Annotated in this window: 11 protein-coding genes; 7 read left to right on the top strand and 4 right to left on the bottom strand. The window is 61.8% G+C overall.

Annotation, left to right across the window (positions count from 1 at the left end):
• Positions 1-69: 69 nt before the first annotated feature.
• The 5 genes from SINAC_RS10575 to SINAC_RS10555 all read left to right on the top strand — a co-directional run bounded on the left by SINAC_RS10575 (position 70) and on the right by SINAC_RS10555 (position 4,319).
• Entirely contained in the window at positions 70-1,059 is a 990-nt protein-coding gene (locus tag SINAC_RS10575; RefSeq protein ID WP_015245648.1) for a hypothetical protein, read from the top strand.
• A gap of 374 nt (positions 1,060-1,433) precedes the next feature.
• Complete coding sequence (locus SINAC_RS10570; protein WP_015245647.1) at positions 1,434-2,039, top strand: hypothetical protein; 606 nt, start codon at positions 1,434-1,436, stop codon at positions 2,037-2,039.
• A 98-nt stretch (positions 2,040-2,137) separates the two neighbouring features.
• Entirely contained in the window at positions 2,138-3,046 is a 909-nt protein-coding gene (locus tag SINAC_RS10565; RefSeq protein WP_015245646.1) for a hypothetical protein, read from the top strand.
• 110 nt (positions 3,047-3,156) lie between these two features.
• Complete coding sequence (locus tag SINAC_RS10560; protein ID WP_015245645.1) at positions 3,157-3,468, top strand: hypothetical protein; 312 nt, start codon at positions 3,157-3,159, stop codon at positions 3,466-3,468.
• Positions 3,469-3,470: 2 nt separating this feature from the next.
• A complete protein-coding gene (locus SINAC_RS10555) occupies positions 3,471-4,319 on the top strand; it encodes a sigma-70 family RNA polymerase sigma factor (RefSeq protein ID WP_015245644.1) in 849 nt (282 codons plus the stop codon).
• 719 nt (positions 4,320-5,038) lie between these two features.
• Here the strand turns inward: SINAC_RS10555 and SINAC_RS10550 are convergent.
• On the bottom strand, positions 5,039-6,034 hold the full coding sequence (locus SINAC_RS10550) for an ISAs1 family transposase (RefSeq protein ID WP_244884952.1): 996 nt from the start codon (positions 6,032-6,034) through the stop codon (positions 5,039-5,041).
• A gap of 687 nt (positions 6,035-6,721) precedes the next feature.
• Between SINAC_RS10550 and SINAC_RS10540 the strand changes: the two genes are divergently transcribed.
• Together SINAC_RS10540 and SINAC_RS10535 are read left to right on the top strand one after the other, a co-directional pair.
• Complete coding sequence (locus SINAC_RS10540; RefSeq protein WP_015245642.1) at positions 6,722-7,450, top strand: sulfite exporter TauE/SafE family protein; 729 nt, start codon at positions 6,722-6,724, stop codon at positions 7,448-7,450.
• Positions 7,451-7,787: 337 nt separating this feature from the next.
• Positions 7,788-8,246 carry a hypothetical protein gene (locus SINAC_RS10535; protein ID WP_015245641.1) on the top strand — a complete coding sequence of 153 codons (459 nt, stop codon included), beginning with the start codon at positions 7,788-7,790 and terminating at the stop codon, positions 8,244-8,246.
• 51 nt (positions 8,247-8,297) lie between these two features.
• Here SINAC_RS10535 and SINAC_RS10530 read toward each other — a convergent pair whose 3' ends face one another.
• The 3 genes from SINAC_RS10530 to SINAC_RS10520 are packed head-to-tail and all read right to left on the bottom strand — an operon-like array spanning position 8,298 to position 12,464.
• A complete protein-coding gene (locus tag SINAC_RS10530; protein ID WP_015245640.1) occupies positions 8,298-10,157 on the bottom strand; it encodes a DUF4129 domain-containing protein in 1,860 nt (619 codons plus the stop codon).
• Positions 10,158-10,179: 22 nt separating this feature from the next.
• Entirely contained in the window at positions 10,180-11,508 is a 1,329-nt protein-coding gene (locus tag SINAC_RS10525) for a DUF58 domain-containing protein (protein WP_015245639.1), read from the bottom strand.
• The gene (locus SINAC_RS10520) at positions 11,508-12,464 is read right to left on the bottom strand and encodes an AAA family ATPase (protein ID WP_015245638.1); all 957 of its coding nucleotides are present in this window, start codon (positions 12,462-12,464) and stop codon (positions 11,508-11,510) included. The genes SINAC_RS10525 and SINAC_RS10520 overlap by 1 nt, the downstream gene beginning before the upstream one ends.
• Between the last annotated feature and the right edge of the window lie 189 nt (positions 12,465-12,653).

Raw genomic sequence — 12,653 nt, 5'->3', positions numbered from 1 at the left:
GCCGAGAGAGTGCGTCAACACTCCCCCGGCCCTAGACAGAACCCCAGATATCACCTGGAGAACCGACTAATGACCACGCTACACGACACCACGTCCACCGTCAACTCCGACACCGCCAACACCACCCTTCCCATCGTCGCCGTGCAAGTCGATGCCGACACTCGATCGACCGTCCACGAGAAGGCCATCGCCGAGATCGTGGGCATGATTCGGGCGAAGTACGAAGACGAGGGTTCCCGGAACTTCGCCATCGGCCAGAGGGCTTTCGAACATGCCCAGTGGCAACGTGGCAACTTCCCGGACTACCAAGGGCAGGATCTCGACAATCTGATGAACCGGCTCCGCGACGACGTTCGCATCCATGTCGCAATCTCGGCGAAGTCCATCAAGGTCGGCGAATGGCTGCGGTGTTACGTCCTGCGGTCTCTCGTCTCGTCCGGCACCGACGCCGCTTGCCTTCTCTCGTTCTTCGAGTACCGATCGCTCTACGGCAAGGCCCTGACGTTCTCCAAGAAAGACGTCGAGGGCGAGTTGAACCCCGGCTGGCTCGAATTCGTCAGAGAGGTTGTCGCAATCCGCGCGCAGGGAGGGCGAGTCTCGACTGAGGATTTCATGGCTCGGTTGGCGAATCACGAAAAGGCGATCGCGGACACGAGGGCCACCACGCTCGATCCCGTCGCCGCTGCCGCCAAGGTCGCATCTGAAGCGATCAAGGCGAAGACGGCCGCCGCTGCTAAGTCGACGAAAGACATTACTTCGTCTCTGAGCGATGGTCTCTCCGGAGGTCATGTCTCGGCGGATGGTGCCTTGTCGATCCTGGAAAACGTCGCGAAGCACCACGGGATTCCCTTGCCATCGGCCATGGGGTTCGATCCCGCATCTTGCACGGTTCAAGACTGTGAGTTGCTGGCGTCGACGATGTTCGCATCGGGCAAGTACGCGGAGATGGTCGCCTTGCGTGACAAGCTGGACAAGATGGTCTCGGCCGTCGACAAGGCACGGGCCGCTGCATTGGCGACGCGGGACGTCAAGTCGGCGAAACTCTCCGCAGTCGCCTGACCTCCCACCAAGCCGAAACATGGGCGCATCCCCTCCGCACCCATGTCGCATGGTATGACCATGCCAGATGAGGCTCCGTACCCGAGAACCGCCGACTCGGCTCCCAATCCGTTGGGATTCAGCCGGCCAAATGCACGGGCAGAGTGGATTCTGGCAGACTCAAGGCGAGCGGCTTTTCGTCTTCGGTCCCGATCAGGTGCCGAGGAGGTTTCGCTCCACGGACTGGACCCGCCGATACCTGTAGGTATCACAGGCCGACCGAAACAGGCCAACGCGGGACGGATTAATCAGGTCAGCAAACGAATGGACCGGGAGGTGTTCGAGCACCCCCCGGTCCGAGACAGAACCCCAGTCTTAACCTGGAGAACTGACTGATGACCATTGTAGATCACAGGCAGGATTGCGCACAGAGCACGCCACGAAAACCCGCCGGACCGACGCACGGCAAGTGCCGGCTCACCCTTAACATCAACGGGGCGACCTACCGAGTCCACCCGATCCCGGCCGACGCGTTCGCCGCGATCAAGGCGTACCGGCTCCGCAAGGGCGATGGGTCCAACTACGACGTCGCACTGACCGTGCATGGTCCCGAGTGCGACTGTCCGGATTACACTTTCAACCGCGACGGCATCGACCCGGCCGGTTGCAAGCACATCAAGGCACTTCTCGCCGTGGGATTGCTCGCCAACGTCCGCCTTTCTGGTCCCCATCTGCCTGCCCGCCGCAAGGCCACGCTTGCCGAGATGGCCCAACATGAGGCCGACGCGTTCCGGACCGTGGGAACGCCCGAGGGGATGCTGTTTGCCCGGACGATGGATGAATTGGCTCTGAAGATCAGGATGACCGCAGCAACGACGCCCGACGACTACGAGGCCCGCATCGAAATCCTTGACGCCGACGTTCGCCAGCGATGGCAAGCGATCGGCTACGAGGAAGGTCGACACGCGGGATGCCGTTGCGGCGAGAACGCTCGGGACTGAGACCGATGCCGTGCCCCGGGGCCTTGGTTCGACCGAGGCCCCTCCCACGTCACACGATCCCATCGAACATCCTGATCTTCATCCAAGGAATCAGTCCCATGTTGACCACACTCACCTTCAAGTCGTCCGCCGTCAACCGCCCCCACAGCGACCGGAATGCCGCTGTTCACGAGGCAGCCATCGCCGAGATCGTGGGCATGATTCGGGCGAAGTATTCCGAAGATGGCGACCGTAGCTTCGCCATCGGCAAGCGGGCTTTCGAGCATGCCCAATGGCAGAAGGGCAACTTCCCGGATTACGATCCCGCCCACTTCGACACGCTGATGAGGCGGATTCGCGACGACGTGCGGCTGTACGTTTCGATCAAGGCCGAGTCGATCCGGGTCGCGGACTGGGTCAGGTGCCATGTGCTCCGGGAGTTGTGCCGGACAGTGATCGCTGATCGTGCCGACAAGCTCTCGATGTTCGAGTACCGGGCGATCGCGGGGAAGGCCCTCACGTTCTCGACGAAAGATGTCGAGGGCTGCCTGAATCCGGGATGGCTCGACATGATCCGGGGTATTGCAGCCGACCGAGCCACAGGTGGTCGGGTGACTCGCGAGGACTTCCAGTCCCGCGTCGCCGCAACCGTGAAGAGCATTGCCGAGTCGATGGCTGCCGACAGTCAAGCTGCCGCCAAGGCCGCATCCGATGCAATCAGGGCAAAGAAGCGGGCTGCCGCCAAGGCCAGAACGGCGCTCGCGTCCCTCCTGTCGGACGGGATCTCGGGAGAGCACATCTCTGCCGACGATGTCATGTCCATCCTGGAGTCCGTCGCCAAGCAGCACGGCAAGCCCTTGCCATCGGGAATCGGGTTCGACCCTGCCGCGTGTGATGAGTCGGATTGCGACTTGCTCGCGTCCACGATGTTCCATGCCGGTAAGTACGCGGAGATGGTTCGGTTGCGGGATCGCCTGGACAGGATGGTCTCTTCGGTAGACGAGGCCAGGGCCTCAAGACACCGCTGAGGTCGGCGAGTGATACGCTTCGTCGCAATCTGGGGCCTTGGCCTCGGCTGAGGCCCCATTGTCGAGTCGACCACATCGAAGATTCTGATCCAATCCAAGGAATTGCACCAATGGTGACCACACGCCGTTCACTTGCCGATGTTGCGAGTTCCGCCTCGGCTAGGAAAGCCAGTCCTCGCAATACACAACGGGCCGCGATCAATCCGCCGATCGTGAAGGCCAATCCCCACCCGGCCACGATGACCACGGCCACGTACAACGCGGATGAGTGCGAATTCATGGCTGCCATCGAGCACTTCAAGGCTCGCACCGGCCGCAAATTTCCGACCCACGCGGACATGCTGGCCATCATCAAGTCGCTCGGCTACAGCCGTCCGGTTGCCCAGAGCACTGTTTCCGCCAGCATCGGGGAGGGCCGTTGACCATGGCTACAATGACGAGAGAATGCCGCTCGGGTCGTTTTCAGGATGGCGGGTGGCTCGACTTCGGGGATACGCCGCTCCTGACCCATGACGAAGAGTGTGAGTTGGGCTATCGGATTCAGGACGGAGATCTGGACGCCCGCGATCATCTGGTCCGTGCCAATCTTCGACTGGTCGCCTACATCGCCAAGAAGTACTGCAATCGCGGCGTGTCCTACGCGGATCTGATCGCCGAGGGCAACCTGGGGCTGATCCGTGCGGCCGAGTCGTTCGACCCTGAAGAGGGCACGGTGTTCTACACGTTCGCGAAGTACTGGATCAAACAGAGCATCATCCTGGCTCTCGAAATCCAGACGCGGGCCGCACGAGTGCCGAAACATGCGGGTGGCTGGCTTCTCAAGTGGCGTCGAAGGGAGAGTGAGCTAACGAACACGCTGGAGCGTCGGCCGACTCACGAGGAAATCGTCGAATCCCTGGGGATTTCAAGCAAGGAACTCGGGTACATCGAGCAAGCCATGATCGCCAGTCGGCCATCTAGCCGCGTCGGGGGGCCTGCGGACACTGACGAAGGCGATTTTGTCCCCGATGTGGTCGACCCAAGGGAGGACGCGACATTAGCCGTGGATGAGGCGATGGACGCGAACCCGGTCAACCTCGAAGAACGACTGAACCGTCTTGACGCTCGCGAACGCACCATCATCGAGCTGCGTTTCGGGCTAAACGCCGAGGCGATGACGCTTCAAGCTGTCGGTCAAGTCTTCGGCTGTACGCGAGGGCGGGTACGCCAGTTGGAGAAAAAGGCGTTACTCAAGATGGCGGTCGGGCGGACGTGTTCGAAGGGGTCGAAATGACGTAAGTCTTCGCTCAATAGCCGGGCTGAGTCGCATCAACCAAGTGTCCTCGTTTCCGTTTCATGAAACAAATCTGAAACAGGATCGGCCATGCGAAGGCGATTTATTCGACATGTTAGCATTTATCACTTGCAACGGAAGTAACTTTTGGAAAATAGGTTGCGCTTAAATTGTGCTCGACTGCCACGCGAAGCCATTGTGCCGTTACTAGCTTGAGGGGCTAGTGAGCTAACCATGCTCGTGCAGGTTCAAGTCCTGTCTCCGGCATTACAACAAAAGGACTTACGTCGACGAGACGTAAGTCCTTTTGCTTTTCCCTCACCTACCCCACAACAATTACACAACACCAGCGGTGTTGTACTGGTGCCTGCCCTGCTCAGTTCTCAGGGAAGGGGAGGATCTACAAGGCCCATGTCTTGTTTCGCTCAGACGGATGTCAGTGTCACCGCACTGTCAAAGACACATCCGCCTGCGCCGCTGACGCTCTTTGCAAGACGAGCGACCTGAGAAGGGCGTGATTGTCCTCCATACAGCGACTCGCCATCAATGGACCTGGCAAGCATCCCACGGTCTCTGTTGCGAATGACTTCGATCACGACGTCATGGCTTCCGGCCAATGGCAAGATCTGGATCTCGATGGTGACTGACGGATTCACGTCGGCGTACACCTTTGCCTTGTTGGCAAGTTGGGTATGGGTGAGACTCAGGGCCAGCGCATATCAAACACGCTGTAGTGAAAGGACTTGCGTGAGGTAGTCCGTATTAATCATACAGGACATCATCTTTCCACGTAGGCTATCCTTGTCGGGATGACGCTTCAGCAGCGTCACGGCGAACCGCCGAAGCCAGCTCAAGTTGTTCCCCAAAGTCCGCTCGCGAGTGCGGTGCTCATCTTCGCGAAAGTTCACATCGAGCACCCAGTGCATCGACTCGATACTCCAGTGACCGCGGACCGCTTCGCCGAAACGCTTGCCGCTCAGATAGTGGCTGCTGAGATAGTAACGCACCTCGTCCGACTCCGTCCCATCGGCATGCTGCGTGATTCGCACCGCATAGCCAATTGCCTTGATCCAGGGCCAATCCTTCAGCGACGCGAAATCAGTCGGCACCTTGACCAGATAATAGGAACGCTCGTCGATGCGGCCGTGCCCGGCATCACGGGTCTCGTCGTATCGATAGTGGAGGTCCTCGAGATCGCGTTCCAGGTGGTCGAGGAAGAACGCTTGGATCGCGGTTGCGAGCTTCGGCTGATTGTCTTTGACGGCGATCACGCAGTCGCCGCCACCGTCAACGATCTGCTCGACAATCGCTTTCTGGCAGCCCATCGCGTCGATCGTGATGAGCGTATCCGTGAGGTCAATCTGCTCGAGAAGTTTTGGGATGGCTGTGATCTCGTTGGACTTGGCGTCGGTGGCCACCTGACCCAGCGCAATGCCCTGCTCGCTGGCCCAGGCGCTGACAATGTGCAGATTGCCAAGACCTTTGGCCGCATCGTGCGATCCGCGACAGGCTTTGCCGTCGATAGCGACGTGTCGGCGGGAGTTCTCAGTGTCGGCGGGGATCGCGTCGCAGATCCAGTCCTGGAAGCAGCGTTGAAAGGCTTCGGGTTTCAGCGCCATGAGCAAGCGTCGGATGCAATCCCGTGAGGGGATGCCGTTGGGCAGGGCCAGATGCAGGGCCAGCCAGGACTCACGATTCTTGGCCCAGCGATGAATGGCGGTAGGGCCATCGCATCCGCAGATGACGGCGCGACCGCGATGACAGCGATATCGACCATCAAGTGCCGACGATTGCGTGCGTGGCGGGGATCGGAGAGCGATTCGAAATAAGAGCCGATGGAGCCGACATCGACGGGCTTGGCCATGGGAGGCATCCTGGGATCGGTCGGTGTCGGCCTCCGCACACCCGGAGTGCAGTAAGCCGATTCACGAGGACCGATTCAAAGATAACGAGCCACGGTCTGTCGCGCCAGACTACTCAGGCCGCACAGTTATACGCGCTGGCCCTGGGGTGAGACTTCACCAAGGGGACGCCGCCCTTTTCATTTCCTCCATCCACGGCTTTCGACAAATACCTTTCCCGAGAAGACGTCGGCCTCCCCTTCCACTCAAACTGTCAAGCCGCCAAAGCCAACTCCAAACCGTTCTGTGACAGCGCCCCACCTCCTCATGTGGCTCGTCTCGCACAAGCCGTCGAAGGTTGCCTTTGAGACAAGGGATAAGCTCAAACTCTTCCAGATGAAACTGACCGAGGTTACGATGACGGGACCGGCGAGCGATGAATCGGCTCCAGTTCCTCTACACCTGGTCCTTCCCCATGCCAACGCCAAGCGGGAGCGAAGGCCGATGCATCGCGATTGAGGAGACGAGCAAATTCTGGATGTTAACCAAACGGTTCTGCTCTTGGGTGCGGGGATCATGGCCGGGGCAATGAATGCCGCAGCAGGAGGTGGCTCCTTCCTTACGCTCCCGGCCTTGGTCTATCTCGGCGTGCCGGCGGTCGAGGCCAACGCATCGAGCACGGTCGCTTTGTTCCCCGGTATCCTCGCCAGTATCCTGGCGTACAGAGACGATATCACCGACCTTAAGGTTGTTTCGCTTCGCACACTTTTACTGGTGAGTCTTCTCGGCGGTCTCACTGGGTCGTTGCTCTTGCTTTTCACAACGGCAAAGGCGTTCGACTCGATGATCCCCTGGCTCTTGCTCACGGGATCGGTGGCATTCGCAGTCGGCCGTCGAGCGGGCTCGGCCCTCCAACGGCTGATCCGGTTGGGTCCGATGACGATGGTTGTCAGCCAGTTTTTGCTGGGCGTCTACGGCGGCTATTTCGGCGGAGCTGTCGGCATCATGATGATGGCGGTTTGGGGACTGTTCGGCGTAACCGATGTGAAGGCAATGAATGCCACCAAGACACTAATGGTCGGAATGACAAACGCCGTCGCTGTTCTCTGCTTCATCCTCGTCGGCAAGGTCTGGTGGCCCCAGACCGCAGTCATGCTCGTTTCCGCCATCGTCGGTGGCTACGGCGGTGCATCCATCGCACGGCGAATCCCAGCAAATTACCTGCGTATGGGCATCACGGCTTTCAATTTCTTCATTACCGCTGCCTTCTTTCTACGGGCCGCGCGATAGGCGGAGATATCGGTCAAGGTGCCCCGTTCAATCGCGAAGCCAAGTTACGGCGTCACTTATCTTGCATCAATAATTTTCGATCCAAAAAAATTAGCACTTAAGCAATAGCAATCCTGTTTGCAATAGGCTCGAAAGGATGGGCAATCGGGAGAAGCAAAGAGGCAGACCGGATTGCAAAAATAGCGGAGCCATAGGCAACACACGACATCGAGTCTCTGGGCGAGTTCTCGCCACCTCAACACATTCCGGGTTGCTGTTGCTCCAATATTGAGCGGCGATCGGCGAATACTTTCGCGAACGGGATCAGTGGGCCATTGAGTCATAAGCGGAGCAGCGTATGCCCCCCGAGAGCAGGCGAACGAAGGATGCGACACCAGCGGTGACAGAGTCGTCCTGCCCATCTCCCGGTGTGCCCTGGCAGATCTGGATTGCTGTGATCTTCCTGGGTTTGGAAGGCATCGGGAATCTTCTCTCGATCCCTGCGCAGCCAGCGGCAGCGACCTGGCTGGCCGCGAAGATTCTCTTCATCACCGGCCTGATTCTTGGATGGCGCTTGGTTTTCATCTGGTTTCTGGCTGAGGGGGGCCTTCACGTCTTGGCGTTCAGCATGCAAGCCCCGTTCATCGCATTCTTGAACCTGGTTCTCGTCCTGCTGGTGGTATCGGCGAGGCGATATTTCTTTCCGGAGCTCGGTCGCGGGTCACCGACAGCCGGGGCGAAGAAGCAAACTTCGGGAACGTTCGCCCCCGAATTCAAGGAGGTGGATCGATGCGCCCTGGATGACTGCTTCCGGTGAAACCGCAGAAATTACCGAGCCAGTGGTCATACCCTGCCGGACGGAATCGGATCAGACATCGGCGGTATGCTCCGCGATGGCGGGCGCTCCACCCCCCTCGATCGCCCGCCAGAATTTTCGGAGATGCGGTAGGATCTCCGCCTTGAAGCCTCGCCGGCCGTAGGTGATCGTGACGAAGAACGACGCCAAGCGGACGGCATCCGCGCCCAGGCCGGGCCGGGTTTTCCCCACCCGCCGGACGAACTCGGTGGGAGTCTCGTGCGGGGAGCGGCCTAGGTCGTGCTCGTACGCCCAGGCTTCCAGCGCCTCGAAGCTGTAAATGACCAGGTCGTCAGGCTTGAGCCGATGGTCGAGGCCCGTGTCGAAGGGGTTGGCGAACGAGGCGAACGGCTGAGGGGGGGGCTCCGGCGCGGATGATGCTTCGGCGTCTTCCTTCGCCTTCGGCTTCTTCGGTCCGCCGAACCAGAGGCCTCCCAGCAGCGCACCGATCATCGCCCAGAGGCCCTTGAGCAAGTCCGGGCCGTAACGGACAGCGCCGAAAATCAAGAAGATGATCCCGGCGATCAGGACCGGGATGCGCAACCAACTCGGGGCCTGGAATGACAGCGAAGAAGGCGGCACCGGGTTGTTCGGGCCTTGATCCGGCGGCGTCGAGGAATTGTCGTCTCGTTCGGAGTCCTGCTCGTTGCCCTGCCGGGAATCGGGCTCGGCCTCTTTCCCCCGATCAGCCTGATCTTGCCCCTTGTCCTGACTGCTGGAACGGTCCTGGCGACCTCCTTGCTTACCCGCCACGCCACCTTTCGACGAGGAGGGCTTACCGCGTGGGGCACCCGATTTCGAGCGTCCCGGGCCGCTCTGTCCACCCTGGCGGCCTTGGCCGTTGGTCTGCCGAGCGGCGTTGGGGTTGTTGGTTTTCCCCGAGCCTTCGGGCTTGCCCGATTCCTGCCGAGGCCGCGCAGATTTCGACGCGGCGGCCCCCTCGCTCGCGGCCCCTTCACCCTGGACACCGCCGTCCTTGAGCATTGCCCACCGCGAGGCACGACGGTCGCTCGACGCGAGCGACGCGCCACTCATCGTCCGGAAGCCCGAGAGCAGCGGGAGCAGGACTGCCGAGGTGACGGTCAGTCCAATGACCATGACAGCACCGGTCGTCAGCCAGGTCGCCGTCATCGCGCCGGGCATCGGGATCTTGCGCTTCCGGAGGTAGCGGCGCAGGTTGAGGAAGCTCGTCGCCAAAAGCAGGCCCATAGCGCTGGCGACGTAGGCTAGGAAGTAGAACAACAGGCCGGCGCGGCGATCCGCCTCAACGGCCGGCACGAGCCACTGGCCCAGGCCGAAGACCGGGAGCGAGGCAAGCGAGAAGTAGATCAGCCAGACGCCCGGCGGGTGAGGACGGTGGGCCTCGCCAGGGTCACGACCCCAGTGCTTCCACCAGGGGCGATTGGGCAAGAGCGAGGCGTCCATCACCTCCGGGTCGTCGTGTGCGTAAGCCGCTGCCGAAGGGTCGAGGCCGCTCTCCTGGAGTAGGCCAACACCTGCGTCCTGGTCCTCGTCGATCAGCGTGCAGTCGTAGGTCAGCTTGTGGGTCGCCCACCAGACGAGGCCCATCACCGCCAGCAAGAACGGCTGGAACCCGGCCAGCGACGTGGCCACCAGCCCCACGGCGCCCCCCAGGGCCACGCCGTAACCCTTGGCCTGCTCACCGCCAATCTGCATGCCGACCCGTGTGATAAGCACGATCCCGAACACGAACCAGAAGAGGATCCAGCGGAGGCGCGCCAGGAACGGGCCTTCGTACCAGATGTCCAGTAGGAAGAGCATCAGCCCACCGACCATGACCATAATCAGGGCCGGCACGATCGCGGCGACGAGGTGGTCGACCATTGTGTCTTGGGATCGCGTACGGGCCATCGCGGGAGGCTCCGAATCACTTCTATAGCGGTGTCACAAACTGAAGCTCGCAGAAACCGTGCAGCTCGTTTTCGTCGGACACGGCGCGAACAGCCAGGCCGTGAGCGATCAGAGGCCCGGCGCCGTCGATCCGCTCGATCTCGTCAAACGCCAGGAGCACAACGCTGACCGCAAACCCCTGGCGTTTCAGACGACCCAGCGCTGCGGCCGTTTCGGGCGTGACGTGGGCCAGGACGGCGACAACCGTCGCGTCGCGAGGCATCCGAGACTCAGCCTCGATCACCAAACGATCGAAGCTCAAGGCGTCGGACAGCTCAACCCGGGCCATGACCTCGCGAATTCGCGCGAAGGTTTCGGGACCTCGTCCAGCAGGGACGATCAGGGGACGGAGCCGGTCATCGTCCTCGCGCATCGCGGCGGTCCGGTGGATCGCCGCGCGATCGGCGCGAAGCCCGGGCCCCTGCCTTGCGATCTCGTCACGCAGGCGAATGCGTTCAGCGGCGTCCCGGCCGTTGGTGATCAGACCAATGGGCTGGCCCGTCAGGCTCACCGCATTGGCCAGTGCCACCGCAGCGGTGACAGCCAACTCGGAGCGGCCCGGCTCGTTCCGTGCCGGGTAAGAGTCGCGGTGGAAGTCGAGCAGGATCGTCGCGCCGGCGATCGTTGAGGCATCATAGACCTTGCTGTGCAACGTCCCGGTCCGCGCCGTGGCCGCCCAGTGCACGCGGTTGAGCGGATCGCCAGTCTGATACGCCCGCACGCCCGCGATCCGTGTCGGATCCTCGAACAGCCGATGCGTCAGCCTGATCTCACCGATCGGCCGCCGCGACGCCAGGTCGTAGCCCGGAAGCGGCACGACCTTGGGATAGACCATGACATACACCGGATCGGTCGCGATCCGGAACCGCCGGTGCAGGCCGAAGAGGTCGCCCGTCTCCAGCACCAGCGGCCCCACCTGATAGTACCCCCGCATGGCGAAGTGAAGCTGATAGTTCAGCGTTTTGCGCCCGAAGGGTCCGAGCATCGCCACGGCCAGGCGACGCCCCTTGACCTCGATGCGCGGGGGGCGCGACGTGATCGCCGCGCGAGGCAGCATCTCCTCGACCAGTACCCAGGCGATCGGTAGCCTCCCGCGATTGCGCAGCGTCATCACGAAGGCAATCGACTGGCCGATCTCTGCCTCGGTCCGGTTGCATTCCCGCGTCGCCTCGATGTTGGTGATCCACGATCGGGCGAGGAACCGGCTGATGAGCATCAGGCCCACCAGCGCAAGCATCGCGCTGGCGAGCAGACCGAGGTCGAGCACGACCGCGGCGACGAGGACCAGCACGACGAGGAAGACCCAGCGCATTAGACCATGACCCTCGCTCCGCTCATCGGCACAACGGCCGAGTCGAGGACCTCTTCGATCACCGACCGGGCCGTGACCTTGCGCAGCCGGCTCTCGGGCTTGAGGATGATCCGATGACACAGAACGGCCGACGCCATCCGTTTGACATCGTCCGGGGTGACGAAGTCCTGCCCCCGGATCGCCGCCACCGCCTGCGAGGCGCGGTGGAGGGCCAATGAGGCCCTCGGGCTCCCCCCCAGCAAGACATCGGGATGCTCGCGAGTGCGGCGGATCAACTCGACGATGTACCGGCAGAGCTTGTCGTCCACGCGGACCGACCGCACCGCCTGCTGGCACTGGAGGACCTCCTCGGCCGTCACCACGGCCTGGAGGTCGTCGATCGGATGCCGGAGCTGCAACCGCCCGAGCATCGACGCTTCCTCCTCGGCCGACGGATAACCAAGGTTGAGCCGGACCAGGAACCGGTCGAGCTGCGCCTCGGGGAGTGGGAACGTTCCCTCGTGATCCACGGGGTTTTGCGTGGCAATCAGCAGGAACGGCGGCGTCAGGTCATAGGTCGTCCCATCGGCCGAGACACTGCGCTCGGCCATCGCCTCCAGCAGCGCGGACTGCGTTCTCGGGGTGGCGCGGTTGATCTCGTCGGCCAGTACGATCTGCGCGAAGATCGGCCCCTGCCGGAACTCAAACTGCGTCGTCTTCGGGTTGAAGATCGACGCCCCGGTCACATCCGACGGCAACAGGTCCGGCGTACACTGCACCCGCTTGAAGGTCGCCCCAACGCTACGGGCCAAGGCCCGCGCCAGCATCGTCTTGGCCACGCCCGGCACGTCCTCGAGTAGGATGTGCCCCTCGGCGAAATAGGCGACCAGAGCCAGGAGGATCTCCGGACGTTTGCCGACAACGACTTTCTCGATATTGGCGACGATCCGCTTGCCGGCCGCCGTGACTTCCGCCATGCCGCTCCCCCCGGTTGAGCCCCTTCATCCGGCCGGACGGCGAACTTGCCCGCCTACGCGGTCGGGCGTGGAAACAAGCTGAACCCGGCCTCAGAACCCACTATTGGATTTCTGGAGATCGAATGCAAGACCGAAGTCCGACAAATGTCAAAATCGTTGCGAGCCGTGACCTTTCTTGGGAAGTGGCTC

This window comes from Singulisphaera acidiphila DSM 18658 (assembly GCF_000242455.2).
GTDB lineage: Bacteria > Planctomycetota > Planctomycetia > Isosphaerales > Isosphaeraceae > Singulisphaera > Singulisphaera acidiphila.
Note: the sequence above shows the minus strand (reverse complement) of the source record. Positions and strands in the feature narration are given on the sequence as shown.

Coding starts and splice junctions, on each gene's coding strand:
- SINAC_RS10555 (WP_015245644.1), top strand. CDS start 3,471: ATGGCTACAATGACGAGAGAATGCCGCTCGGGTCGTTTTCAGGATGGC.
- SINAC_RS10575 (WP_015245648.1), top strand. CDS start 70: ATGACCACGCTACACGACACCACGTCCACCGTCAACTCCGACACCGCC.
- SINAC_RS10530 (WP_015245640.1), bottom strand. CDS start 10,157: ATGGCCCGTACGCGATCCCAAGACACAATGGTCGACCACCTCGTCGCC.
- SINAC_RS10535 (WP_015245641.1), top strand. CDS start 7,788: ATGCCCCCCGAGAGCAGGCGAACGAAGGATGCGACACCAGCGGTGACA.
- SINAC_RS10565 (WP_015245646.1), top strand. CDS start 2,138: ATGTTGACCACACTCACCTTCAAGTCGTCCGCCGTCAACCGCCCCCAC.
- SINAC_RS10525 (WP_015245639.1), bottom strand. CDS start 11,508: ATGCGCTGGGTCTTCCTCGTCGTGCTGGTCCTCGTCGCCGCGGTCGTG.
- SINAC_RS10560 (WP_015245645.1), top strand. CDS start 3,157: ATGGTGACCACACGCCGTTCACTTGCCGATGTTGCGAGTTCCGCCTCG.
- SINAC_RS10520 (WP_015245638.1), bottom strand. CDS start 12,464: ATGGCGGAAGTCACGGCGGCCGGCAAGCGGATCGTCGCCAATATCGAG.
- SINAC_RS10570 (WP_015245647.1), top strand. CDS start 1,434: ATGACCATTGTAGATCACAGGCAGGATTGCGCACAGAGCACGCCACGA.